Below are 23,447 nucleotides of genomic sequence, written 5' to 3' on the forward strand. Positions count from 1 at the left end.
GGCTCAGCACTCCACGACGTTGACGGCGAGGCCGCCCATGGCGGTTTCTTTGTATTTGGAGCTCATGTCTTTGCCGGTTTCGCGCATGGTCACGATGACCTCGTCGAGGGAGACGCGGTGGGTGCCGTCGCCCCAGAGGGCCATTTTGGCGGCGTTGATGGCTTTCGCCGCGGCGATCGCGTTGCGCTCGATGCAGGGGATCTGCACGAGCCCGCCGATCGGGTCGCAGGTCAGGCCGAGGTTGTGTTCCATCGCGATTTCCGCGGCGTTCTCGACCTGGGCCGGGGTGCCGCCCATGACTTCGGCGAGCCCGGCGGCGGCCATCGAGGACGCCGAGCCGACCTCGCCCTGGCAGCCGACCTCGGCGCCGGAGATCGAGGCCTGTTCCTTGTAGAGCACCCCGATCGCGCCGGCGGTCAGCAGGAACTTGACGACCGTCTCGTCGCGGTCGGCCTGGCTGGCCTTGTCCATGCCGGGGGCGAAGTGCAGGGCGTAGTAGAGCACCGCGGGGATGATCCCGGCCGCGCCGTTGGTGGGGGCGGTGACGACGCGCCCGCCGGAGGCGTTTTCCTCGTTCACGGCCAGGGCGATCAGGTTGACCCATTCCTGCCAGTACTTCGGGTCGCGGTAGTCGGGGTCCTGGCCGGGGGTTTCCTTGAGCAGGCGTTCGTGCCAGTCGGGGGCGCGGCGGCGGACCTTGAGCCCGCCGGGCAGCAGGCCCTCGCGCTTGAGGGAGGTTTCCACGCACTCGACCATCACGGAGTAGATGTGCAGCAGGCCTTCGCGGATCTCCTGTTCGGTGCGGGAGGCACGTTCGTTGACGAACATGATCTCTCCGATGGAGAGGCCTTTGGACTGGCAGCGGCCCAGCAGTTCCGCGGCGGTGCGGAACGGCAGCGGCAGTTCCTTCTTGGATTCGTCGAGTTCCTTCAGCGCGGCGTCCTCCTCGCCCTCGCGGACGATGAAACCGCCGCCGACGGAGAAGAACGTGGCACTGTGCAGGGTCCCGCCGTCGGCGTCGGAGACCGTGAAGGTCATCCCGTTGGTGTGCCGGGGCAGGATGGTCAGCGGGCGCAGGACCATGTCCTTCACGCCGTAGGGCAGGGGCACCGACCCTGCCAACTGGAGGGTGCCGCTTTCGGCGATCGCGGCCAGCCGCTCCTCCACCTCCTCGGGGAGGATCAGTTCAGGGTGGAAACCCTCCAGGCCGAGCAGGATCGCCGTCATCGTCCCGTGGCCGTGGCCGGTCGCCGCAAGGGACCCGTAGAGATCCACCCGCAACGACGCCACGCGTCCCAGGTCGCCGGAGGCCTTGAGTTCCTCGGCGAACACCGCCGCGGCCCGCATCGGGCCCACGGTGTGCGAGCTTGACGGCCCCAATCCGATGGAAAAGAGATCAAAGACTCCAACAGCCATGGCTGGGTTCCTAACTGGGGATAAATGTGGGGATAGAGCAGAAGGTGAGGTGCCCTCGAGGGGCCGGCGGAGCCGGGCTTTTCGAAAGCGTGCGTCAAAGCGACGAAGGAGCAGCACGCGTGAAAAGTCCGGTCCGCCGGGCCCGGAGCCAGCCGGGCTCTTATCCGAGGTTAGCAACCGACGGGTAGAGCGGGTGGGCTGCGGCGAGGGCCTGGACGCGGGTGCGGAGCCCGGAGAGGTCCGTGCCGGCGTCGGCGGTCAAAGCCTCGGCGATGATGTCCGCGACCTCGGCGAACGCGGCCTGACCGAAGCCGCGGGTGGCCAGCGCCGGGGTGCCGATCCGCAGCCCGGAAGTGACCATCGGCGGGCGCGGATCGAACGGGACGGCGTTGCGGTTGACCGTGATGTCGATCGCCGCGAGCCGGTCCTCGGCTTCCTGGCCGTTGAGCTCGCACTCGCGCAGGTCCACCAGGACCAGGTGTACATCGGTGCCGCCGGAGATCACGTTAATCCCCTTCGCGGTCACATCCGGCTGGACCAGGCGCTCGGCGAGGATCCGGGCACCGGCCAGGACACGTTCCTGGCGTTCCTTGAACTCGGGCGACGCGGCGATCTTGAAGGCCACGGCCTTGCCGGCGATGACGTGCTCGAGCGGTCCGCCCTGCTGGCCCGGGAACACGGCCGAGTTGATCTTCTTGGCGATGTCGGCGTCGTTGCTCAGGATGATGCCACCGCGCGGACCGGCGAGGGTCTTGTGCGTCGTCGACGTCGTGACGTGCGCGTGCGGCACCGGGGAGGGGTGCAGCCCGGCCGCGACGAGCCCGGCGAAGTGGGCCATGTCCACCATCAGGTAGGCGCCCACCGAATCGGCGATCCGGCGGAACTCCGCGAAGTCCAGCTGCCGGGCGTACGCGGACCAGCCGGCAACAATGAGCTGCGGCTTGTGCTCCCGGGCCAGGGCCTCGACCTCGGCCATGTCGATCCGGTGGTCATCCTCCCGCACCTGGTACGGGATGACGTTGTAGAGGCGGCCGGAGAAGTTAATCTTCATGCCGTGCGTCAGGTGCCCGCCGTGGGCCAGGTTCAGGCCCATGATCGTGTCGCCCGGACGGATCAGCGCGTGCATCACCGAGGCGTTCGCCTGCGCGCCGGAGTGCGGCTGGACGTTCGCGTACCCGGCGCCGAACAGGGCCTTGACCCGGTCGATCGCGAGCTGCTCGATCACGTCGACGTGCTCGCAGCCGCCGTAATAGCGCTTGCCCGGGTAGCCCTCGGCGTACTTGTTCGTCAGCACCGAACCCTGCGCCTGCATCACGGCCACCGCGGTGTGGTTCTCCGAGGCGATCATCTCCAGGCCGTCGCGCTGGCGGCCCAGCTCCGCATCGATCCGCACGGCGATCTCCGGATCCAGCGCGGACAGCTCCGCATCCAGCGACGGGGACACGACCTGCTTGAAGCTCGTTTCAGTTGCGGGGGTGCTCACAGTTCGCCGCCGTTCTTGGACGCGTATTCCTGGGCGGAGAGCAGCGGACCGTCCGATTCGGCGGCGACCTTGAACAGCCAGCCGGCACCGTACGGGTCGCTGTTGATCAGCGAGGGATCGTCGACGACGGCGGGGTTGGTTTCGGTGACCTCGCCGGTGACCGGTGCGTACAGGTCGGAGACCGACTTGGTTGACTCGACCTCGCCGCAGGTCTCCCCCGCGGTCACCGTGGCGCCCACCTCGGGCAGGTCCACGTAGACGATGTCGCCGAGAGCATCTGTGGCGACGGCGGAGATGCCGATAGACACAACGTTCCCGGCCTCCCGCGCAACCCACTCGTGCTCGTCGGAGTACTGCAGTTCAGGGGCAACTTTTGCCATGTGTTTTTCCTAATTCTTGGAGTGGTCGTTGGTGCTAAATCAATTGTGGCCGGGTTATGTACCGACCTCGGTCGGGTTCCGCGGCCGGAAACCGAATTCCTCCGCGTGCTCGCTCGTCCTCCCCACCGTCTCCCTAACCTCGCAAGCTCGGCTAGGGAACCCTGACGGCGTGGGCCCCCGCTTAGACGCACGCTTCCGGAATCCGGTCCCCTGCCGCTATCGCCCAGTTCAGTTCCGGAGGCCAACAGTTTCAAAACCCGTCCGCCGTTCTCCGGAAAGAAACAGTGGCCGTCGATATCTTCGAGAGCCGAGCCGCGGTAGGCGGCACTGGCTCCAGCGCCTTGGCGTTCGAAAGCGTCGCCCGAGGTGATTGGAACGGAGGGTGAGCTGTCCACGAGGGGCCGGCCGGTCTGGGTTTTCGAAAGCGTGCGTCTAAGCGAGGAACGAGCGAGCACGCGTGAAAACTCATGGCCGGCCGGCCCCGAAGCCGGGGCCCGCCGGTCCCGGAGCCAGCCACGGCTCCGGGACCGGAAGGGCTACTTTTGGCGCTTGTAGAAAGGCAGCGCGACAACTTCGAACGGCTCGTTCTTGCCGCGCAGGTCGATGTCCAGGGCGGTGCCGGGGTCGGTGAACTCGACGTCCACGTACGCCATCGCAACGGGGTACCCCAGGGTCGGGCTCGGCTGGCCGGAGGTGACCTCGCCGACAACATTGCCGTCCTTCAGGACAGGGTAGTGGCCGCGGCCGGCCCGGCGTCCGAGGCCCTTGAGTCCGACGAGCTTCCGGCCCGTGGTGGCTCCGGCGCCGGCTTCCTTCTTGGCGGCCAGGGTTGCCTTGCCAACGAAGTCGCCTTCCTTGGACAGCGCGACGACGGGGCCAAGGCCGGCTGCGAACGGGTCGCCGTCCAGGGAGAGCTCGTTGCCGTAGAGCGGCATGCCGGCCTCGAGCCGGAGCGAGTCGCGGGAGGCGAGGCCCGCAGGGGTCAGTTCGCCGTCTTCGGCGATGGCGACCAGCGCCTGCCAGAGGGTGGCGGCGTCGTCGTTGGCGACGAAGATTTCGAAGCCGTCCTCGCCGGTGTAGCCGGTGCGGGCCAGCAGGAGGTCCTGGCTGGCCCCGCCGAACATGAACGGGACCTCGACGGCGGCGTAGTACTTCAGTCCGGTGACGAGATCGTGCTGGGCCGCGGGGACCAGACGGAGCAGGATGGCCTCCGCCTTGGGGCCCTGGACGGCGATCAGCGAGGTTGCCGCGGAGGCATCCTCGACCGTGACGTCAAAGCCTGCAGCGCGCTCGGCCAGGGCCTCGGCGACGACTTTGGCGTTGCCGGCGTTGGGAACCACCAGGAACTTCTGGTCGCCGCGCCGGTAGGTGATGAGGTCATCGATGATGCCGCCGTCCTCGTTGCAGATCAGCGAGTACTTGGCCTTGCCAATGGCCATCGCGGAGATCTTGCCCACGAGGGCGTAGTCCAGGAATGCGGCGGCATCGGTGCCGGTGACCCAGACTTCGCCCATGTGGGAGAGGTCGAACAGGCCCGCGGACTTGCGGACGGCGTGGTGTTCGGCGAGTTCGGAGCTGTACTTGAGCGGCATTTGCCAGCCGCCGAAGTCGGTGAAGGAGGCGCCGAGCTTCTTGTGCTCTTCGTAAAGGGCCGTGTAGTTCTCAGTCATCAACAATCCTTAGTTTTCGAATTCGGACAGCGGCGGGCAGGAGCAGATCAGGTTGCGGTCGCCGGCGGCGCCGTCGATCCGGCCGACCGGCGGGAAGTACTTGTCCTGCTTGAGCGTGTGGACCGGGAAGACTGCCTGCTCGCGCGGGTACTCGCGGGTCCACTCGGTGCTGATGACCGCAGCGGCGGTGTGCGGGGCGTTGCGCAGCGGGCTGTGCTCCACACTGAACTCGCCGTGCGCCACCTGGTCGATCTCGGCGCGGATGGCGATCATTGCCGTGATGAACCGGTCGATCTCGCCGAGGTCCTCGGATTCGGTGGGTTCGACCATCAGGGTGCCCGCCACGGGGAACGCCAGGGTGGGGGCGTGGAAGCCGTAGTCGATCAGGCGCTTGGCGACGTCCTCGGCGGTGACGCCGGTCTTGGCCGTGAGCTCGCGCAGGTCCAGGATGCATTCGTGGGCCACCAGGCCGCCTTCGCCGGTGTAGAGCACCGGGAAGGAGTCGTTGAGCCGGGCTGCGATGTAGTTGGCCGCGAGCAGGGCGGACTTGGTGGCCTCGGTCAGGCCCTGGCCGCCCATGAGCTTCACGTACGCCCAGGAGATCGGCAGGACGCCGGCGGAGCCGTAGCGGGATGCGGAGATCGGGGTGCCTTCGGCCCCGTTGGCGGGGTCGGCTGCGTTGCCCGGCATAAACGGGGCCAGGTGCGCCTTGGCCGCGACCGGGCCGACGCCGGGCCCGCCGCCGCCGTGCGGGATGCAGAAGGTCTTGTGCAGGTTCAGGTGTGAGACGTCGCCGCCGAACTGGCCCGGCTGGGCCAGGCCGACGAGGGCGTTGAGGTTGGCGCCGTCGATGTAGACCTGGCCGCCGGCGGCGTGGATGGCGTCGCAGACTTCGCGGACGTCGGCGTCGTAGACGCCGTGCGTGGACGGGTAGGTGATCATGATGCAGGACAGGGCGTCCTTGTTGGCCTCGATCTTGGCGGTGAGGTCCGCGTGGTCGATGGTGCCGTCGGTGGCGGTGGCCACGACGACGACCTTCATGCCGGCCAGCACCGCGGAGGCGGCGTTGGTGCCGTGCGCGGAGGCCGGGATCAGGCAGACGTTGCGCTGAGCTTCGCCGCGGGAGTGGTGGTAGCCGCGGATCGCGAGCAGGCCGGCGAGCTCGCCCTGGGAGCCGGCGTTGGGCTGGATGGAGACCTGGTCGTAGCCGGTGATTTCGGTCAGCTGGGCTTCGAGGTCCTCGATCAGTTCGCGCCAGCCGGCGGTCTGGGAGTCGGGGGCGAAGGGGTGGATGGAGGCGAATTCCGGCCAGGAGATCGCTTCCATCTCGGCCGTGGCGTTCAGCTTCATGGTGCACGAACCCAACGGAATCATGGTCCGGTCCAGCGCGAGGTCCCGGTCCGAGAGACGGCGGATGTAGCGCAGCAGCTGGGTCTCGGAACGGTGCGTGTTGAAGACCGGGTGCTGCAGGTAGTCGGAGGTGCGCTCGACGGCGGCGTCCAGGGCGAAGCCTTCCACGGAATCAACCACCGTGGCGCCGAAGGCGGCGACGACGTCGGCAACGTTTGCCGCCGTCGTCGCCTCATCGGCGGAGATGCCGACCGTGTCGGCATCGATGGAACGCAGGTTGATGCCCTTGGCATCGGCGGCGGCGATGATCTCCGCGGCCTTGCCCGGAACCGAGACGGTGACAGTGTCGAAGAACGAGGTGTGCAGCACGTTAAGGCCGGCGCCCTTGAGCGAGGCGGCGATGGTGCGGGCGTTGTTGTGGACGGTCTCGGCGATCGCCTTCAGCCCGTCCGGGCCGTGGTAGACGGCGTAGAACGAGGCCACGATGGCCAGCAGCGCCTGGGCCGTGCAGATGTTGGAGGTGGCCTTCTCGCGGCGGATGTGCTGCTCGCGGGTCTGCAGCGCCAGGCGGTAGGCGGGCATGCCGGCGTTGTCCTTGGAGACACCGACGAGGCGGCCGGGCATGGAGCGCTCGAGGCCCTTGGCTACGGCCATGTAGGCGGCGTGCGGGCCGCCGAAGAACAGCGGGACGCCGAAGCGCTGGGCGGAGCCGACGGCGATGTCCGCACCCTGCTCGCCCGGGGAGGTGATGAGGGTCAGGGACAGCAGGTCCGCCGCCACCGTGACGAGCGCGCCGCGTTCCTTGGCCTCGGCGATCACGGTGGTGTGGTCGAACACGCGGCCGGAAGCGCCCGGCTGCTGCAGCACAACGCCGTTGATGACGCCCTCGGGCAGGCCTTTGGACAGGTCTGCGACCTCAACTTCGAAGCCGAGGGCCTCGGCGCGGCCCTGGACGATGGCGATGGTCTGCGGCAGGCAGTCGGCGTCGAGGACGGTTTTGCCGTCGTGGGCCGTCTTGTTCTTGTTGGCCCGGCGCATCATCAGCACGGCCTCGGCGACGGCGGTGGCTTCGTCCAGCAGCGAGGCGTTGGCGATCGGCAGGCCCACGAGGTCCTGGACCATGGTCTGGAAGTTCAGCAGCGCCTCGAGCCGGCCCTGCGAGATTTCGGGCTGGTACGGCGTGTACGCGGTGTACCAGGCCGGGGCTTCGAGGATATTGCGGCGGATCACGGCCGGGGTGACGGTGTCGTAGTAGCCCTGGCCGATCATCTGCACGGCGGTCTTGTTCTTGGCGGCCAGCTTGCGCAGCTCGGCGAGGACTTCGACTTCGCTCAGTGCCGCGGCGAGCGCCAGGTCGGAGTCCTGGCGGATGTCCTTCGGAACGGCGGTGTCCACCAGCGCGTCGACGGTGTCGTGGCCGACAGCCTTCAGCATGGTGTCGACGTCGGCCTGGCGGCGGGCGCCGATGTGCCGGTCAACGAAGGACGTGGAGGCTGAGGTAACAGTCACAAGGAACTCCATAACTAAGGCGGCGCAGGGTACGCCACATTGATTCGGGTTCCTCCCCGCTCTGTATTGGACCTGAGAGTTTCCGCGCAACCGCTTTCGCGAGGCTCCGCTTGCACCGTCGGTGAGCACGGCGCGCCCGGGGCGTGCCTGCTGCTTTCCAGAGTTGCCTTGCCGCGGCGGTACATGGGCCTGAGAGATTCCTGGGGAGGGTTTGCTCCTACGGCGCCTGCTTGTACCTACTTGCAGAACTCTCCCGCCGCAGATCAAAGGCATATTCAATTGCTCGTGACCGCAGTCACAAGTCCCATTGTCCTATGCCGGAGGCACGTCCGCAAACTCCGGCGCACGGAGCGGTTCGGGTCACGCTTCGGGTGCCGCCGCAGGCCCCCTGATGGGACGCTCCCGCACCAACCCGCCACACCTGCGGGAGCCTCCCCGGGTTGGAGCGCCCACTCAGCCGCGCAGCCGTTCGACGGCGGCGAGCAGGCCGTCGACGTCGCCGGCCACCTCCGGCGGCGCCCCGCCGGGAGCCCGCGCGAGCATCGCGTTGAAGTACAGCCCATCCCCCATGTACAGCACAGCCTTGGCCATCGCAGGTCCGACGTCGGCAGCGAGCAGTGCCAGCCAGCTGGCCTGGACCCCGGCCATCCGCTGCAGGGTCTCAGCGTGCGCCACTTCGGCCAGCCGGGTAGCGGCCACAAACACCCGGTCCAGCGGGGTGTCGGCCCACACGGAGGATTTGATGAAGTACGCCGCCGCCCCCTCCGGCGCGGCGGCCATGGCATCCAGGTCTTCGGCGAGCAGCCGGTCCAGGCGCTCGAGCAACACCGCGATCATGGCTTCCTTGTTCGGGAAGTGGTACAGCAGGCCGCCCTTGGAGACACCTGCCAGCCTGGCCACCGCATCCAGCGTCGCGGCGCGTTCCCCCTCGGCGATGAGCAGGGATTCGAAGGCGTCGAGGACGGCTTCGCGGGCGACGGGTTTTCTGGCCATGGATTACATCATGCCTGTCGGGACGCGCATTTCTTAACTATACCGTCCAGACGGTACAGTTATCTTTTATGAGCACCATATTCCTGCCGGACCCTGACCGCACCGCCACGGCCCCGGAGCCGCGCGCGCCCTGGCGGGACTGGCTGGCGCTCACCCTGCTGATGTTCCCGGTGCTGCTGGTGGCCGTGGATAACACGGCCCTGACGTTCGCGCTGCCCGCGATTGCCCGAAGCCTGGATGCCACCGGGGTGGAACTGCTCTGGATTGTTGACTCGTACCCGCTGGTCCTGGCCGGCCTGCTCGTGGCGATTGGCAGCCTGGGTGACAGGATTGGCCGCCGGCGGCTGCTGCTGGTCGGCAGCACGGGCTTTGCGGCCGTCTCCGCGGTGACGGCCTTTGCACCCGGCGCGGAGTGGCTGATCGCCGGCCGGGCCGGGCTCGGTTTCTTCGGCGCCATGCTGATGCCATCCACCCTGTCGCTGATCCGGAACATCTTTCCGGAGCCCAACCGGCGGCGGCTCGCGGTGGCGATCTGGGCCGCCGGCTTCTCCGGCGGCGCGGCATTGGGCCCCATCCTGGGCGGCTGGCTGGTGGAGCACCTCTGGTGGGGTGCGGTTCTCCTCGTCGCGGTGCCCATCATCCTGCCGCTGCTGGCCCTCGGTCCGGCGCTGATCCCGGAATCCCGCGACCCGAAGCCCGGCCCCGTGGACGTACCCAGCATCGCCCTGTCCCTGCTGGCCATGGTCCCGGCGGTGTACGGCATCAAGATCCTGGCGACCCACGGCCCGGCACCGGAGGCGCTGGCCGCCCTCGGCGTCGGTCTCCTGATGGGGTACACCTTCGTCCGCCGCCAGCGCCGGCTAGCAGCCTCGCCGGCGACGGCTCCCCTGCTGGACCTCAGCCTCTTTGGCAACCCGGTCTTCAGCACCGCCATCACGGCGAACGTGCTGGCGCTGTTTTCCTACAACGGCTTTATTCTCTTCCTCGCCCAGCACCTGCAGCTGCTCGAGGGCCAGTCGCCGTCGGAGTCCGGACTGGCGATGGTTCCGGCCCTGGCCGCCACGGTTGTCGCGGGCCTGCTCGCGGTGCCGCTGGTGCGCAAGGTCCGCCCGGGCTTTGTGGTGGCGGGCGGGCTGCTGTTGAGCGCCACGGGCTATGCCCTGGTGGCCGTGGGCGACCACGGCGCCGGTCCCGGCATGTTGCTGGCGGCGCTGCTGGTGCTCTGCCTGGGCGTCGGCGCGGCCGAGACCATCTCCAACGACCTGATCCTAGGGGCCGTCCCGGCCGCGAAATCCGGCGCGGCGGCCGCCATTTCGGAAACCGGTTATGAGATCGGCTCCCTGCTCGGCACCGCCATCCTCGGCTCGATCCTTACCGCGTCCTACCAGCGGAACCTCAGGTTGCCCGCCGACGTCGCCGGCGCCGGCCCCGGGGCGGCCCACCAGGCCGGCGAGACCCTTGCCGGGGCAACCGAGCTGGCCCGGAGCCTCCCGGCCCCGCTGGCCGAGGCCGTGACGGCCGCCGCCAGGACCGCATTCGACTCCGGCGTCCACATCACGGCCACGATTGCCCTGGTGCTGATGGCGGGCGCGGCCGTCCTCGCCGCCGTCGTACTGCGTAAAGTGCCGAGGGCCGCCTGAACAGGCTTACCCGAGGGGTAAAGCGCGTTAAACGCCGGACGCCCGACGCCGGGAGGGAAACCCGGCGCCGGACGCTTGGAAAGGCGCGTGGAAGGTTGCGTCTATTTCTTGGCGTCAGGGGTGGTGACGCTGGCGGAGGCACGCATGGTCTCAGCGTTCACCATCCAGGCGAACTGCTCGAACTTGGCAATGAATTCGTGCAGCAGGTCCGCGGTGGTGGGGTCTTCCTCGTCCACCTCGTCGTGCACCTTGCGCATGGTGCCGACGGCGGCTTCGAGCGCGGCGACGATCTTGTCGATCGCGTCCTTGGTGTTGATGAGCCCGGCCGGGAATTCCGCAAGGGCGGTGGACTTGGAGACGGTGGAACTGCGGCCGTCCGGCAGGGCGTGCAGGGCGCGCATCCGCTCGGCCAGGTCGTCGGCGAATCCGCGGGCGGCTTCGATGATCTCGTCGAGCTGGAGGTGGAGGTCGCGGAAGTTGGTTCCCACGATGTTCCAGTGCGCCTGTTTGCCCTGGACGTGGAGTTCAATCAGGTCCACGAGAACGGCCTGCAGGTTGCTTGTCAGGGTGGGTGTTGCTTTCATGCATCCTCCTTGATCGGAACGGCTGGTACGGCGTTATGCCTCAGACGGTACCCCAGGGAGGACGCGGCCCGCGATGGCCGCGGGTGAATTTCACGGTCAGCTTACTAAGTGAGCTTAGTAAGCGTTCCGAGCGGCTTTAGACGGCCTGGTTGAGCATCGGCCCCTGCGGGAAGATGGCCCGGGTGATCCCGCCGGCAGTCGCTTCGGAGAGCTGGGCCAGGTAATCGTTCCGGCGGCGCGGCGTGATCCGCGACTGCGGCTCGAAGCTCTGGTCCGGGTCGTCGGCGTAGTGGGCGGTGAGGCCGTCGCGCATCAGCCGGATCGCTTCGGCGCGCTGCTGCGACACCGCGGCGTGCGTGGAACCCAGCTCGGCGGCCAGGTCCTTGACGGTGCGGTCCCCGAAGTAGATCTCCTCGACCACATAGCGCATCCGCTCCGGGAGGGACTTCACGGCGGCCCGCAGGTACTGGAGCCGTTCGTCCGCGAGCACCGAGTGCTCCGGAGACAGGGTTTCCGCCGCCAGCGTGTCCACAACGGCGTCGTCGAGCGGCGTGAGGGTGCGGGACGCGTCTGCGAGCGCCGCCTCCACCACGCTTTGCTGGACACCCAGCGCGGAGGCAATCTCGTCCACCGAGGGCGTGCGGCCGAGGGCGGCGGCGAGGGTCTCCTGGACGGACATGGTCTCTTTGATACGACGGCGCGCGGAGCGGGTGGCCCAGTCGCTGGCCCGCATTTCGTCCGCGAAGGCGCCCAGGATGCGGCGCCGGGCGAAGGCGCCGAAGGGCACGCCAAGGTCGGGGTCGAAGGAGTCCGCCGACGTAATCAAGGCAACGGCGCCAGCCGACGCCAGGTCATCGCGCGAGAGGTGGGACGCCTTCGAGCACAAATCTGAGACGAGATAACCCACCAGCGGAAGGTGCTGGGTGACCATCTCGTTGCGTTCCACGCGATTCAATAGTGTGTCCCCCCATGAGACCGGATCAGGAGCTTAAAAACCCTGAGAGCCGCACCCGCAAACGGTCCCGCGCTCCCCCCATGGGAGGCGGTGTTCGAAGCTCGGGCGCAGCACCCAGAACGAAACCTATCACCTGATCTGGAATCTGCGTGTAGCCTCAGGGAAAAGCTTGGCGGAAAATGCGGAATGCCGTAATTTGGCCGGGATGGCAAGGGAATGGGGCCCATGGGTGCAGGGGATCTTTCGGCGGCGCTGTGGCAGGAGCGGCGGCAGTTGGAACTGCTGTTGTTCAGGCTGGAAACCCAGCGCCTGCACGTGGCTGCCGGCAACACCCAATGGCTGATCTTTACCGCGTCCGAGGTGGAGTCGGTACTGGACCGGCTGCGGTTCGAGGCGCTGGCCCGGAACGTCGAATCGGCGGCCGTGGCGGCCGAATGGGGTCTTCCGGCGCAGGCGACGCTGGTTGAACTTATTGCCGCCGCCCCGCAGGGTTCGTGGCCGACGGTCCTGCGGGAGCACCTGGACGGCCTGCGGGAACTTCTGGGCCGCCTCGGCGACACGGCCCGCGCCAGCGAGGAGATGCTTGCGAGCCTGCAACTGCCCGCCGCTTCCGGCGATCCGGCCGGGATGCTGGAGCAGCTGACGATGGCGGGAAACATTGACCGGGCCTTGGCCATTACGCGCCGCGCCGCCCAGCCGCTGATGGCCCAGTACCTCGGCGACGACGCGAATTCCCACTGACCGCCGTTAGTCGACGGGGCGGACGGCCGCGGGGGGCAGCAACCCGCGCAGGGCGTCCTCGGTTCGGGATCCGGCTTGCGCACCGGCTTCGGCCGCCGCCAGGTTCGCCGCGGCGATGGCCTCGATGACTTCCCGGCGCTGGATCGGGACCCCGCGGGGCGCCTCGATGCCGATCCGGACGCCGTCTCCGCGGCCTTCCAGAACAGTGATGACGATGCCGTCGCCGATCATGATCTGTTCGCCCGGCTTGCGTGTAAGTACCAGCATTCTCTCAATCTACCCTCCGTGGCCGGGCGCTGCGTCCCACGGCAGCGGCCGGGTCGCCGGCCGGCCGTCGATCCAACCCACGGGCAGGCCGAGGGCGTCAACGCTTTCGGGCGTGGCGGTGTCCGCAGCGCCCACGACAGCCACTGCGGCAACGTCGAGCCGCGCCCTCAGCAGGCCGACCCAGCGGGCGGTGTCCTCGTGTTTGCGTCCGGCGTCCACGACCACCCAGAGTTGGTCCGGCGAGAGCGCCGCGATCGCCTGGAGCCGGGCCAGGGTGTTGCGCGCCTTGCCCAGTCCGAAGGCCGCCAGCACGGTCTGCTCCGTCTCGACGGCGTGGGCGCGGGCCGCCGTCGCGCTCTGGCGCCCGTCCAAATGCAGGTGCCCGTAGGCGCTGAGCTCCCCCGCGGTGCGGACGTCCGCGCCGCCCGCGGCGATGGACATGGCCAGGGCGGTGTCCATCGCGTCGTCGTCGAGACCCACCAGGACCACCAGGTCGCCGGTGCCGCTGAGCGGGAAGGGGACCGTCTCGCGTGCCGGCGCGGCGGCCCGCACCGCCGGCGACGGCGACGGCGACGACGACGGCGACGACGGCGACGGCGCAGACGGGACCGCGGACATTTGCTGGCCGGGTGCCGGGGCGGGTGGTTCCCCTGTGCCGCTCCCCGGCTGCGCCGAAACCCTTGGGCCGGGGCGTGCCGGTTCGGGCGCCGGCGGGCGGAGGCCGGAACCGAGCTGGTCCAGCAGTTCGGCGAAGCCCGGCGATTCGGTGGAGACTCCCGGGCTGGCCGTGCGGTGCAGGGTCAATTCGGCGGCGTCGGCTTCGGCCAGCAGGGCGGCGATCGCGTCGCCCTGCAGTTCGTGGCCGGGCGCGGCGGCGGCCCGCAGTCCGCCCGGCACCCCCGGCCGCGGCGTGTCGCGGGGGGTGTCCCGTTGCGTGTCGCGGACGGCGTCCCGCGGCGTGTCCACGATCTCGCCCTCGGCCAGGATGTCGGCGTCCGGGACCACCTCGCCGGTCACGACGTCGTGCTTGGGCTGGACCTCGATGATGGCTTCGTAGCGGTTGGCGGCGAAAAGTCCGGCAATGCCGGGGCTGATGACGCGCTCCGCGGAAATGATGCGGGCCGCGGGGCCGTACTGGGCTTCCGCTTTGCTGCGGATTTCCTCCAGCGAGGCTCCCTTAAGCCGATAGCGGTTCGGCATGGCGCACGACTCCTACGGTTTCGATCCGGACGTTGGCGGAGGTGACCTCGCGGTAGGACAGCACCGGCAGCGAACCCGGCTGCGCTCCGACGAGCCGGTGGATGGCCGGGCGCAGCGCAGGGGCGCAGACCAGGACTGCCTGCCGGTTGGCGGCGGCCGCGGAATCCACCGCGTTGCGCACCGAGCGGAGCACGGCGTCGAGCCGGTCCTGCCCCATCACAATCTGGCTGCCGCCCTCGGCCGGGCGCATGTCCTCGAGCATGGACTGCTCCAGCAGCGGATCGATCATGATCACGTTGAGCACGGGGCCTTCCATGAACTTGGCGGTCAGCGCCGGCCCCAGGGCCTGGCGGGCCGCCTCCACGAGGGACTCCGGGTCGGTGGAAATCTTGGCCCGGAGGGTCAGCGCCTCGTAGATCCGGGCGAGGTCGTTGATCGGGACCTGTTCGTCGAGCAGGCCCTGGAGCACCCGCTGCAGCTCCGCGAGCGAGAGCAGGGCCGGGGTGAGCTCGTCGACGGCGGAGGGGCTCTGTTTCCGGACTCCCTCGGTCAGCACCCGGACATCCTCGCGGGAGAGCAGCCGGGCGGCGTTGGCCGTGACGATCGAGGATAGGTGGGTGACGAGCACCGAGACCCGGTCGATCACGGTGGCCCCGGTCATTTCGGCGTTGTGCCGCATCTCGGCCGGAATCCACTTCCCAGCGAGGCCGAAGACCGGTTCGATCATCGCGGCGCCCGGCAGCGAGTCCAGCGAGTCGCCGAGGGCCAGCATCTGGCCGGCCGGGGCGGTGCCACGGCCGGCCTCCACGCCCGCGATCCGGATGGCGTAGGTGGCCGGCGGCAGGTCCACGCTGTCCCTGGTGCGGACCGGCGGGATGACCAGGCCCAGTTCCATGGCAATCTTGTGCCGGAGCGACCGGACCCGGGCCAGCAGGTCGTCCGAGGCGCCGGAGACCATGTCGACCAGGTCCGGGGCCAGCAGGATCTCCACAGGGTGGATGCGCATGTCCTCAAGCAGCTTCTCGTTCGGGTCCAGTTCCGGGGAGTTCAGCGCGGCGGCTTCGGCGTCGCGGGTCCGCTCGGCCTCCTGCTGGCTGGCGGCGGTTCGGCGCGAGGCCAGAATCAGCCCGGCCCCGACCAGGACGAATGGGATGGGCGGCATGCCCGGGATCAGGGCCATGGCGAGGGCGGCCACGCCGGCGATCAGGAGGGCGTTGGGCGATTGCAGCAGCTGGGTGGAGGCTGTCCGGCCCATGTCCGCTTCGGCGTTGGACCGGGTCACGATCATGCCGGTGGAGACCGCCATCAGCAGCGCCGGGATCTGCGTGACGAGCCCATCGCCCATGGTCAGCAGGCCGTAGGTGTTGAGGGCGTCGCCGATTTCCATGCCGCGCTGCAGCATGCCGATGGCGATGCCGCCGATGAAGTTGATGATGATGATGATGATGCCGGCGATGGCATCTCCCTTGACGAACTTGGACGCACCGTCCATGGCGCCGTAGAAGTCGGCCTCGGCCGAGACCTCCGCGCGCCGCTCCCGGGCCTGGGTGTCCGTGATCAGCCCGCCGTTGAGGTCGGCGTCGATCGCCATCTGCTTGCCCGGCATGGCGTCCAGGGTGAAGCGCGCGCCCACTTCGGCGACGCGCTCGGCGCCCTTGGTGACCACCACGAACTGGATGACCACCAGGATCAGGAAGACGACGGCGCCGATGATCATGGAGCCGCCCACGGTCACCTTGCCGAACGCCTCAATGACCTGCCCGGCATAGCCGTTGCCCAGCACCAGGCGGGTGGAGGCGACGTTCAGGCCCAGCCGGAACAGGGTGGCCACCAGCAGCAGCGAGGGGAACACGGAGAAGTCCAGCGGCTTCTTCACGAACATGCTGGTCAGCAGCACCAGCAGCGCGAGCAGGATGTTGCACACGATCAGGAAGTCCAGCAGCGGCGCGGGCACGGGAACCACCAGCAGCAGCACGATGCCGACGATGCCGATGGGCACCGCCAGCCGAGCGAGCCTGTTGTTCATGATCCGGTCCTTTCACAGACGCTGGTTCGGTGAGTGCAGCCAAAAGTCTTCACAGCGCGGCCCCAGCCATGCGGTGCAGCCCGGCGCCGGCGCCGCGGGCCTTGAGGGACATCACGAAGGCGAGGACCCCGGCCACGGCGTGGTAGAAATCCACCGGGATCTCCTGCCCCAGCTCGCAGGCGCCGTGCAGCGCCCGGGCGAGCGGGATGTCCTGGACCATCGGCACGTTTCGTTCCTCGGCTTCCTGCCGGATGCGTGCCGCGACGTGGCCGGCGCCCTTGGCCACCACCCGCGGGGCGGATTTTCCCGGTTCGTATTTCAGCGCGACGGCCACGTGCGTGGGGTTGACGAGGACGACGTCGGCGTCGCCGATCGCCGCGATCATGCGGTTCCGGCTCATGGCCAGCTGCCGGGCGCGACGCTGGGAGCGGATCAGCGGGTCGCCTTCGCTGCTCTTGTTCTCGTCCTGGACTTCCTTTTTGGACATCCGGGTCTTCTTCCTGTTTCGGCGCATCACCACGAAGAAGTCGACGGCCGCCAGCGCGATGCCGGCGAAGACGGCGAACTGGACCAACTGCGAGATACCGCCGCCGGCCGCCGCGACGACGCCGGACACCGGGAGCCCGCCCGCCGTGAGCAGCACCGGGATCAGGCCCTGCACCACGGAGTAGAGCACCAGGCCCACGACGCCGGCTTTCAGCAGGGCCTTGACGCCGCCCCAAAGAGCCTGGGTCCCGAAAATGCGCTTCAGCCCGCTGAGTAGTTTGAAGTTCTCGAAGTCCAGCCGGAATTTCTTCAGGTGGATTCCGCCCTGCAGCGCGGAGCCGACAAGGACGACGACGAGGACCACGATCAGCATGGGGCCGAGGATTCCGGCCAGCGAGCCGAGGCCCGCTTCCAGGGCTTTGAGGGCCTTCGCTGGGTCCGGCTGCGCCATCACGCCCTTGACGCTGAAGACCTGGTCCGTGGCCGCGCTTGCCCCGCGTTCCACGGTGGCGGGAATCATGACCGCGGCGGCGCCGACCGCCAGCCACGCCGTGAGGTCCTGGGAGCGGGAGAGCTGGCCCTTGGAGCGGACCTCCCGCATGCGTTTGTCGGTGGCTTGTTCGGTCTTTTCCTGTGAATCCGACATCAGCCCACCCCCAGCACGGTCTTGGCGGCCTGCCCGGCGAGGGTGGAGACGATCCTGGGCAGCGCAAGGAAGAGGAATCCGGCCAGCGCGAGGGTCAGCATGATCTTGAGCGGGAAGCCGAGCGAGAAGGCGTTCAGCGCGGGGGCCACGCGGGTCAGCAGGCCGAGGCCGACGTCGGCGAGGAAGAGCACCACCAGCAGCGGGCCAGCGATCTGGACGGCGGCGAGGAACATGCCGGTCACCGCGGACGTCATGGCCTGGACCGGCTGGGCAAGGTCAAGGCCGCCGGCCAGGGGCAGCGCGGAGAAGCTTCCGGTCAGGCCCCCGATCACCAGCTGGTAGCCGTCCGAGGAGAACAACAGGGCCAGCGCGGCCATCTGCAGCAGCCGGGTGAACTGGGCGCCGTTGACCATCATCTGCGGATCGAACGCCTGGGCCATCTGGAAGCCGCTGAAGAGGTCCACCAGGGAGCCTGCGGACTGGACCGCGGCGAAGACCAACATGACCAGGAAGCCCAGGACCAGCCCGGTGACGAGTTCCAGGACCACCCCGGTGAGGAATCCCGCCGTGTCACGGGCAACGTAGCCGGCGGAAAGGCGCTGCGAGACGGCCAGGCCCAGGCCGACGCCCAGCATGGCTTTGATCCGCCCGGGAAACGCCTGGTGCGCGAAGGGCGGCGCCACGATCAGGAAAGCCGTCATCCGGACGGTGGCCAGCAGGAGGACTTCCAGCCACGTCTGGTCGATGGGGATGCCCACCTCACAGGCCCCCGAGCAGGGACGGGATCTTGGCGAAGAGGTCGTTCGTGAAGGCGACCATCTCCGTGATCATCCAGTGCCCGCAGACCACCAGGGCCACCGCCACGGCGGCGAGTTTGGGCACGAAGGAGAGCGTGGCTTCCTGGAGCTGGGTGATGGACTGCAGCAGGGAGATCGCCAGGCCCACCACCAGCGCGGTTACCAGCACAGGGGCCGAGAGCTTGGCGGCCACGATCATGGCCTGGAGGCAGATGTCCAGGACGGCGTTGGCGTTCATCCCGTGCCTGCGTAACTCTGGATCAGCGACGTGATGATCAGGCCCCAGCCGTCCACGAGGATAAAGAGCAGGATCTTGAACGGCAGCGAGATCATGACCGGCGGCAGCATCATCATGCCCATGGACATCAGGGCCGCGGAGACGACGAGGTCGATCACGAGGAACGGGATGAAGATGACGAAACCGATGATGAACGCCGCGCGGAGTTCGGAGATCATAAATGCCGGGATCAGTGTCTGCAGCGGCACCGACTCCGGGGTCTCCGGGTTCTCCATGCCGGCGGCGCGGGTCATCAGGGCGATGTCTTCCTCGCGGGTGTGCGCCAGCATAAAGTGCTGCAGCGGCCCCGAGCCGGCGCTGAGCGCGGCGTTGAAGTCGAGGGTGCCGTTCAGGTAGGGCTGCACGCCGATGGTGTTCATCTCGTTGATGACCGGCCACATCACAAAGATGGACAGGAACAGGGCAAGGCCCGCCAGTACCTGGTTGGGCGGGATCGAAGGCAGTGATAGCGCGTTGCGGGTCATGGCGAGCACCACGAAGATCTTGGTGAAGGAGGTCATCATCAGCAGCAGCGCCGGCGCCACGGACAGCAGTGTGATCCCGATCAGGGTCAGGACCGCGGTGGAGGGCTTCCCGTCCATGCCGTTGATCTCAATGTTGACGCTGCCGGTGTCCGGGCTGGCCGGCGGGGTGGGCGGAACCGGCGGGACGGGCGCGGCGTGCCCGGCGGAGGCAGTCAGCCACAGGAGCAGGACAGCGAGCAGCGCGGCGGCGAGGCCGAGCGCCAGGATCCTGCCGGGTCGGCGGGCGGTGATGGGGCGGATCAATTGCGGCGTCCGCTCCTGAGAGCGGCAGCGGCCTGCTTCCAAGTGGAACCGGCCAGGATCGACCCGTGCAGCGGCGGGTGCACCGGGTTCCCGGACCCGGTATCCCGTCCCGGGGTGGTCCGCCCCGGGGAGGTCCGGGTGTGGGAGTCGCGGTGGATCGAGCTGCGGCGTGACAGCGGCAGCTCCGGCGACGCGCCGGCCGCGGGCTGGCCGCCTGCCGGCCGGGCGGCGCCGGCGTCGTCGGCGTCGTTCGCGGAAGCGGAAGCGGAGGCGCCGGCGAGGATCTGGGCGAACGCGCCGGCGGCCCCGCCGCGGCGGGGCTCCGGGGCCAGGTCTTCAAGGGCTTCTTCGGGGATGTCGCCGGTGTGGAGGACGTTGACGGCGTGGTCGGTGACGCCGAGCAGGAAGCGGTGGCCGCCGGCGTCGACCACCACGACCGAGGCGCGCTGGCCGAGGCTTTGGCGGCTGACGACGCTCAGCGCGGCGTCAGCGCGGCGGCGTCCCGGGCCCTTGCCGAGACGGCGTTGGAGCAGCCAGATCAGGCCGAGCACCGCGCCCAGGGCTACGGCTACCCGCAGCCCAAGGATCAGCGAGTCCATTCAGCTGAGCCCCTCGGCCACGTCGAGGATCCGGGTGATCCGCACGGCGTAGTCCTGGTCCAGGACCACAACCTCGCCGTGGGCGATCAAGCGGCCGTTGAGCAGCACGTCGGCCGGGGCGCCGGCGGAGCGGTCGAGTTCGATGATTTTGCCGGGTTCGAGCGAGAGCACGTCGCGGACGGACATGCGGGTGCGGCCGATCTCCACGGTCAGGGCCATCTCGATGTTGTTGATGCGGCCCAGCCGGCCGGCCACGGTGTCGCCGCTGCCGAACAGGTCGCCGGCGCGGTCCTGGCTGCTGCCGTGTTCGCGCAGCCGGACGGCAAACCAGGCCGCCGGGGCCGTGCCGTCGGAGAGTTCGAAGACGGCGGTGTCCGGGTCCGAGAGCAGCCCGGAGGCGTCGGATTCACGCAGGTCGGAGAGCACGCCGGCACCAAAGACGGAGCTGGCGCTTTCCATCGCCGGGCGGAGCACGTCGGTGACGGAGACGACGCCGAGCTGGCCGCCGGCCATGCCGCCGGCCGCCTCGTCCAGGAAGGTGCGGTCGCTGAGCATCAGGGCCAGGTCGGCGGTGACGGAACCGACGAAGGTCGCGGTGACGGCCTGCCGGGCGTAGGGGGCCGCGGCGCGTGCCGGGACCAGGGCAACAACCTTCAGGGCAACCGGGCTCGGCAGCTCCTCAACAAGCCGTTCCGCCGACGATTCGTGCTTGGTCAGGGTGATGCTCATTGGTTGTTCTCCTCGATTGTGACAATGACGGCAGCGGCCCGGGACCCGTTGCGGGCCGGGGCGGCGGTGGCCAGCCTCGTGCCGTCCAGGGTGAGGTCGAAGGGCCGGTTTTCCAGGTGCGGGAGGGTCAGGACGTCCCCGACCGCGAGGCCCAGGACCTGGCTGGGTGTGACGTACGACGTCGAGAGCCGGACCGAGAGTTCCACCGGGACGCGTTCCAGCTGGGAGCTGACGCGGGCGGCGGCGTCGCCGCGGTTGTCCGTCGGGTTGACCTTCTTCAGCCGTCCCAGCAGGATGCCCGCGGGGACCGCCAGGGTGGCGGGGGCGCTGATGTTGCCGACGTTGATGGTGAACGCGGCGACGATCATCAGTTCGCTGGGCGCTGCGGCCTGCGCGAACTGGGAGTTGTACTGGACGGTGTCCACCCGGATGGTTTCGCTCAGCAGCGGCCCGAGCGAGTAGCCGAGGTCTTCGAGGGCTTCGTCCATGAGCCCCTTGACCAGGGCCTGTTCGATCTGGGTGAACTTCCGGTCCGGCATCGCCGTATCGTTCGAGGCGCCGAGCATCCGGTTGATCCAACCGAGGGCCGAGGGGGCGGGGAACTGCACCACGAGCTTGGAGTCGTGTGCCTCGACGGTGCACAGGACCATCGCGGTCACGGCCGGCAGGGAGGCCGCGTACTCGTCGTAGCTCTGCATGCTGACGTCTTCGAGCCGGACCACGGATTTCACCCGGACCTTGGCGGTCAGCTGGGTTCCCCACTGCCGGGCGAAGGTTTCGAAGGCGAGTTCCAGGACGCGGCTGTGCTCTCGCGCCAGCGTCGCGGGACGCCGGAAGTCATAGACGCTGACGGTCCGCTCCCGTACCACTTCCCGCTCATCCAGAACACTCACGGTTGCCACTATCGGCAAGGGATCCGCCGCCGTAAGGCGTCCGCCCGAGGCAATACCAGCCTATTTCTGGCTGAGCTTTAGGGCCTCGGGAATGAGGGCCCGGACGACATCGGGCTTGTCCGAAATGACCACGATGTCCACCCGCCGGTTGCGTTCCATCAGTTCCGGGGTGGAATCGTCGTTGACCTGCCGTGCGGAGCCGAACGCGACGGCGCCGATCTGCCCCGGCGGGATCCCGCCGCGGTCCACCATGTAGCGCAGCACGTTGACCGCCCGGGCCGAGGACAGCTCCCAGGTGGACGGGTAGGCGGTGATGCCGTTGGCGGCGTGGCCCTCCACCATGATTTCCAGGGCCGCCGGGCCGAGGATGGGCGAGATGATCTGCAGCACGTGGGAGGCCCGGTCGGTGAGCTCGGGCCGGTCCGCGGCGAAGAACGCCTGGGAGCCGACCAGTTTGACCGTCAGGCCGCGCTGGTCGATCTGGAATTCGACGTTGTCGGTGAGACCGGCTTCGGCGAGGCCGGCCCTCATCTTCGCTTCGAGGGCCCGGAGCCGGTCGACCTCCTTTTTGGCTTCCTCCAGGGCTGCCTGCGTGGCCGGGTTTCCCGGAGCCGGGACGGCGGCGAAGGCTTCGAGGTTCTTGTCCACGAGTTCGGGCGGGACCACCGTGCCCGACGCCGTGTCCACGGTCTCCGAGGCCACGGCACCGAAGCCGGTGGCCAGTGAGTTGCGCAGTTTTTCGAACTTGTTCGCGTCGACCGTAGACATGGCGTACAGGACGATGAACAGGCACATGAGCACAGTGACCATGTCCATGTAGGAGGCCATCCAGCGTTCGTCGACGTGGTGCGCTTCGGGTTTCTTACGCGGCCGGCGACGGCCGCTCACGCGGCTGCGTCCATCGGCTCCGCAGAATCGTCCCCGCCGGGCGCCTTGCGGCCCTTGTCGGCGGAGCTCTTGAGCTGGTGTTCGGGGACCATGGAGCGGAGCCGCTCGGCCAGCAGGAGCGGCTGGGCGCCGGACTGCACGGCGAGCATGCCCTCCATCACGAGTGTCATGCGTTCGATGTCCAGCTCGGAGAGCCTGGCCAGGCGCGAACTGAACGGCAGCCAGATGAAATTGGCAGAGAGCAGGCCCCACAGGGTCGCGACGAACGCGGCGGCGATCATGTGCCCCAGCTCGTCCGGCTTTGAGAGGTTTTCCAGGACGTGGGTCAGGGAAACGACGGTTCCGACAATGCCGACGGTGGGGGCGTACCCGCCGAGGCTGGCGAAGAACTTTGAGGAGGCGTGGTCGCTGCGGGACTTTGTGTCGATCTCGTCCTCCATCTGCATCCGGAGGTCCTCGGCGTCGGTGCCGTCGGCGATGTTTTGCAGGGCGCGGGCGAGGAAGGGGTCTTTGACGCTGGCCGCTTCCTCCTCGAGGGAGAGTAGACCCTCCGCGCGTGCCTTTTCAGCAAAGCGGACCATCTGGTCGATGCTTTCCTGCGGCTTCGATGTTTTGCCCATAAACATTGCCGGCACGGACTTGAACGCCTGAATGACGTCCTTGAGGGTGTTGCCGGCCAGCCCGATGGCCAGGGTTGCCCCGAAGACCAGGACCAGGGGCCCGGGCAGCAGCAGGGAGGTGATGCTGCCGCCTTCAATGAGCACCATGGTGATGACGGACCCAAAGGCCAGGAGCAGTCCAATGATTGTTGCGGGATCCATGGCTTACTTCCTAGGTGATTCAGGTGCAGGGGCGCCGGACTCGTCGTCCGGTCCGGCCGGTGGGACCAAGCTCAACGGGTACCCGGTGACCGCGGGAAAGTCCCGCGCCTTGCTCAGCACATAGGCACGGTAGTCGGCGATCATCTCGACCACCTCGGCGAGGCTTTCAAGCACCACGTAAGCGGCGCCGTCGAGCGTGACCAGGTGGGTGTCCGGGCTCTCGTGGATCCGTTCGATCAGGTCCGGATTGACCGCGAAGCGCGTTCCGTTGAGGCGTGTGACAACGATCATGGGCCGATTCTGCTCTGG

At 68.5% G+C, this 23,447-nt stretch carries 23 protein-coding genes and 2 riboswitches; of the genes, 2 read left to right on the forward strand and 21 right to left on the reverse strand.

What is annotated here, in order from left to right; translation table 11 throughout:
* Nucleotides 1–3: 3 nt before the first annotated feature.
* From AC6I9V_RS05245 to AC6I9V_RS05270, 6 genes are all read right to left on the reverse strand, one after another.
* A complete protein-coding gene (locus tag AC6I9V_RS05245) occupies nucleotides 4–1,416 on the reverse strand; it encodes an L-serine ammonia-lyase (RefSeq protein ID WP_497898592.1) in 1,413 nt (470 codons plus the stop codon).
* Nucleotides 1,417–1,576: 160 nt separating this feature from the next.
* The gene (glyA, locus tag AC6I9V_RS05250) at nucleotides 1,577–2,899 is read right to left on the reverse strand and encodes a serine hydroxymethyltransferase (RefSeq protein ID WP_497898593.1); all 1,323 of its coding nucleotides are present in this window, start codon (nucleotides 2,897–2,899) and stop codon (nucleotides 1,577–1,579) included.
* Complete coding sequence (gcvH, locus tag AC6I9V_RS05255; RefSeq protein WP_224048629.1) at nucleotides 2,896–3,279, reverse strand: glycine cleavage system protein GcvH; 384 nt, start codon at nucleotides 3,277–3,279, stop codon at nucleotides 2,896–2,898. Before gcvH ends, glyA begins: the two co-directional genes overlap by 4 nt.
* Nucleotides 3,280–3,815: 536 nt before the next feature.
* The gene (gene gcvT, locus AC6I9V_RS05260; protein WP_497898594.1) at nucleotides 3,816–4,949 is read right to left on the reverse strand and encodes a glycine cleavage system aminomethyltransferase GcvT; all 1,134 of its coding nucleotides are present in this window, start codon (nucleotides 4,947–4,949) and stop codon (nucleotides 3,816–3,818) included.
* Nucleotides 4,950–4,958: 9 nt separating this feature from the next.
* Nucleotides 4,959–7,808 carry an aminomethyl-transferring glycine dehydrogenase gene (gcvP, locus tag AC6I9V_RS05265; protein ID WP_497898595.1) on the reverse strand — a complete coding sequence of 950 codons (2,850 nt, stop codon included), beginning with the start codon at nucleotides 7,806–7,808 and terminating at the stop codon, nucleotides 4,959–4,961.
* A 51-nt stretch (nucleotides 7,809–7,859) separates the two neighbouring features.
* Nucleotides 7,860–7,974, reverse strand: a riboswitch (glycine riboswitch).
* Between the two features lies 1 nt (nucleotide 7,975).
* Nucleotides 7,976–8,074, reverse strand: a riboswitch (glycine riboswitch).
* A gap of 187 nt (nucleotides 8,075–8,261) precedes the next feature.
* A complete protein-coding gene (locus AC6I9V_RS05270; protein WP_349414451.1) occupies nucleotides 8,262–8,801 on the reverse strand; it encodes a TetR family transcriptional regulator in 540 nt (179 codons plus the stop codon).
* A 68-nt stretch (nucleotides 8,802–8,869) separates the two neighbouring features.
* On the opposite strand from AC6I9V_RS05270, the gene AC6I9V_RS05275 reads away from it, so the two are divergent.
* The gene (locus AC6I9V_RS05275; RefSeq protein WP_497898596.1) at nucleotides 8,870–10,441 is read left to right on the forward strand and encodes an MFS transporter; all 1,572 of its coding nucleotides are present in this window, start codon (nucleotides 8,870–8,872) and stop codon (nucleotides 10,439–10,441) included.
* Nucleotides 10,442–10,542: 101 nt separating this feature from the next.
* Here AC6I9V_RS05275 and AC6I9V_RS05280 read toward each other — a convergent pair whose 3' ends face one another.
* Together AC6I9V_RS05280 and AC6I9V_RS05285 are read right to left on the reverse strand one after the other, a co-directional pair.
* A complete protein-coding gene (locus tag AC6I9V_RS05280; RefSeq protein ID WP_349414453.1) occupies nucleotides 10,543–11,025 on the reverse strand; it encodes a Dps family protein in 483 nt (160 codons plus the stop codon).
* 136 nt (nucleotides 11,026–11,161) lie between these two features.
* Entirely contained in the window at nucleotides 11,162–11,980 is an 819-nt protein-coding gene (locus tag AC6I9V_RS05285) for a sigma-70 family RNA polymerase sigma factor (RefSeq protein ID WP_349414454.1), read from the reverse strand.
* A 225-nt stretch (nucleotides 11,981–12,205) separates the two neighbouring features.
* Between AC6I9V_RS05285 and AC6I9V_RS05290 the strand changes: the two genes are divergently transcribed.
* Complete coding sequence (locus AC6I9V_RS05290) at nucleotides 12,206–12,721, forward strand: flagellar protein FlgN (RefSeq protein WP_497898597.1); 516 nt, start codon at nucleotides 12,206–12,208, stop codon at nucleotides 12,719–12,721.
* Nucleotides 12,722–12,727: 6 nt separating this feature from the next.
* Here the strand turns inward: AC6I9V_RS05290 and AC6I9V_RS05295 are convergent, their stop codons facing one another.
* Genes AC6I9V_RS05295 through AC6I9V_RS05355 form a run of 13 tightly spaced genes read right to left on the reverse strand, consistent with a single transcriptional unit; the run spans nucleotide 12,728 to nucleotide 23,429 of the window.
* Nucleotides 12,728–12,988: a carbon storage regulator gene (locus AC6I9V_RS05295; protein ID WP_349414456.1), complete on the reverse strand. Its 261-nt coding sequence runs from the start codon at nucleotides 12,986–12,988 to the stop codon at nucleotides 12,728–12,730.
* Nucleotides 12,989–12,997: 9 nt separating this feature from the next.
* Nucleotides 12,998–14,188 (reverse strand): hypothetical protein, encoded by a 1,191-nt coding sequence (locus AC6I9V_RS05300; protein WP_497898598.1) that lies wholly within the window; start codon nucleotides 14,186–14,188, stop codon nucleotides 12,998–13,000.
* On the reverse strand, nucleotides 14,166–16,214 hold the full coding sequence (locus AC6I9V_RS05305; protein ID WP_349414458.1) for a flagellar biosynthesis protein FlhA: 2,049 nt from the start codon (nucleotides 16,212–16,214) through the stop codon (nucleotides 14,166–14,168). The genes AC6I9V_RS05300 and AC6I9V_RS05305 overlap by 23 nt, the downstream gene beginning before the upstream one ends.
* A gap of 49 nt (nucleotides 16,215–16,263) precedes the next feature.
* Nucleotides 16,264–17,346: an EscU/YscU/HrcU family type III secretion system export apparatus switch protein gene (locus AC6I9V_RS05310; protein WP_497898599.1), complete on the reverse strand. Its 1,083-nt coding sequence runs from the start codon at nucleotides 17,344–17,346 to the stop codon at nucleotides 16,264–16,266.
* The gene (locus AC6I9V_RS05315; RefSeq protein ID WP_497898600.1) at nucleotides 17,346–18,104 is read right to left on the reverse strand and encodes a flagellar biosynthetic protein FliR; all 759 of its coding nucleotides are present in this window, start codon (nucleotides 18,102–18,104) and stop codon (nucleotides 17,346–17,348) included. Before AC6I9V_RS05315 ends, AC6I9V_RS05310 begins: the two co-directional genes overlap by 1 nt.
* Before the next feature lies 1 nt (nucleotide 18,105).
* Nucleotides 18,106–18,381, reverse strand: coding sequence for a flagellar biosynthesis protein FliQ (fliQ, locus tag AC6I9V_RS05320; protein ID WP_349414461.1), 276 nt, complete (start codon nucleotides 18,379–18,381; stop codon nucleotides 18,106–18,108).
* The gene (gene fliP, locus AC6I9V_RS05325) at nucleotides 18,378–19,208 is read right to left on the reverse strand and encodes a flagellar type III secretion system pore protein FliP (RefSeq protein WP_497898601.1); all 831 of its coding nucleotides are present in this window, start codon (nucleotides 19,206–19,208) and stop codon (nucleotides 18,378–18,380) included. Before fliP ends, fliQ begins: the two co-directional genes overlap by 4 nt.
* Nucleotides 19,205–19,807: a flagellar biosynthetic protein FliO gene (fliO, locus tag AC6I9V_RS05330; RefSeq protein ID WP_497898602.1), complete on the reverse strand. Its 603-nt coding sequence runs from the start codon at nucleotides 19,805–19,807 to the stop codon at nucleotides 19,205–19,207. The genes fliP and fliO overlap by 4 nt, the downstream gene beginning before the upstream one ends.
* Nucleotides 19,808–20,536: a flagellar motor switch protein FliN gene (gene fliN, locus AC6I9V_RS05335; protein WP_497898603.1), complete on the reverse strand. Its 729-nt coding sequence runs from the start codon at nucleotides 20,534–20,536 to the stop codon at nucleotides 19,808–19,810.
* On the reverse strand, nucleotides 20,533–21,429 hold the full coding sequence (locus AC6I9V_RS05340) for a flagellar motor switch protein FliM (RefSeq protein ID WP_349414466.1): 897 nt from the start codon (nucleotides 21,427–21,429) through the stop codon (nucleotides 20,533–20,535). Before AC6I9V_RS05340 ends, fliN begins: the two co-directional genes overlap by 4 nt.
* Nucleotides 21,430–21,489: 60 nt before the next feature.
* Nucleotides 21,490–22,317, reverse strand: a complete 828-nt coding sequence (locus tag AC6I9V_RS05345) for an OmpA/MotB family protein (protein ID WP_497898604.1) — start codon at nucleotides 22,315–22,317, stop codon at nucleotides 21,490–21,492.
* Entirely contained in the window at nucleotides 22,314–23,138 is an 825-nt protein-coding gene (locus AC6I9V_RS05350) for a motility protein A (protein ID WP_349414470.1), read from the reverse strand. The genes AC6I9V_RS05345 and AC6I9V_RS05350 overlap by 4 nt, the downstream gene beginning before the upstream one ends.
* Nucleotides 23,139–23,141: 3 nt before the next feature.
* Nucleotides 23,142–23,429 (reverse strand): flagellar FlbD family protein, encoded by a 288-nt coding sequence (locus AC6I9V_RS05355; protein WP_349414471.1) that lies wholly within the window; start codon nucleotides 23,427–23,429, stop codon nucleotides 23,142–23,144.
* Nucleotides 23,430–23,447: the final 18 nt, after the last annotated feature.

Source organism: Arthrobacter sp. SlRoot2-15 (assembly GCF_059739345.1).

Coding starts and splice junctions, on each gene's coding strand:
- AC6I9V_RS05295 (WP_349414456.1), bottom strand. CDS start 12,988: ATGCTGGTACTTACACGCAAGCCGGGCGAACAGATCATGATCGGCGAC.
- AC6I9V_RS05245 (WP_497898592.1), bottom strand. CDS start 1,416: ATGGCTGTTGGAGTCTTTGATCTCTTTTCCATCGGATTGGGGCCGTCA.
- AC6I9V_RS05280 (WP_349414453.1), bottom strand. CDS start 11,025: ATGAAAGCAACACCCACCCTGACAAGCAACCTGCAGGCCGTTCTCGTG.
- AC6I9V_RS05290 (WP_497898597.1), top strand. CDS start 12,206: ATGGGTGCAGGGGATCTTTCGGCGGCGCTGTGGCAGGAGCGGCGGCAG.
- AC6I9V_RS05355 (WP_349414471.1), bottom strand. CDS start 23,429: ATGATCGTTGTCACACGCCTCAACGGAACGCGCTTCGCGGTCAATCCG.
- fliN (WP_497898603.1), bottom strand. CDS start 20,536: ATGAGCATCACCCTGACCAAGCACGAATCGTCGGCGGAACGGCTTGTT.
- AC6I9V_RS05350 (WP_349414470.1), bottom strand. CDS start 23,138: ATGGATCCCGCAACAATCATTGGACTGCTCCTGGCCTTTGGGTCCGTC.
- AC6I9V_RS05305 (WP_349414458.1), bottom strand. CDS start 16,214: ATGAACAACAGGCTCGCTCGGCTGGCGGTGCCCATCGGCATCGTCGGC.
- gcvT (WP_497898594.1), bottom strand. CDS start 4,949: ATGACTGAGAACTACACGGCCCTTTACGAAGAGCACAAGAAGCTCGGC.
- fliO (WP_497898602.1), bottom strand. CDS start 19,807: ATGGACTCGCTGATCCTTGGGCTGCGGGTAGCCGTAGCCCTGGGCGCG.
- AC6I9V_RS05310 (WP_497898599.1), bottom strand. CDS start 17,346: ATGTCGGATTCACAGGAAAAGACCGAACAAGCCACCGACAAACGCATG.
- AC6I9V_RS05270 (WP_349414451.1), bottom strand. CDS start 8,801: ATGGCCAGAAAACCCGTCGCCCGCGAAGCCGTCCTCGACGCCTTCGAA.
- fliQ (WP_349414461.1), bottom strand. CDS start 18,381: ATGAACGCCAACGCCGTCCTGGACATCTGCCTCCAGGCCATGATCGTG.
- gcvH (WP_224048629.1), bottom strand. CDS start 3,279: ATGGCAAAAGTTGCCCCTGAACTGCAGTACTCCGACGAGCACGAGTGG.
- AC6I9V_RS05275 (WP_497898596.1), top strand. CDS start 8,870: ATGAGCACCATATTCCTGCCGGACCCTGACCGCACCGCCACGGCCCCG.
- AC6I9V_RS05300 (WP_497898598.1), bottom strand. CDS start 14,188: ATGCCGAACCGCTATCGGCTTAAGGGAGCCTCGCTGGAGGAAATCCGC.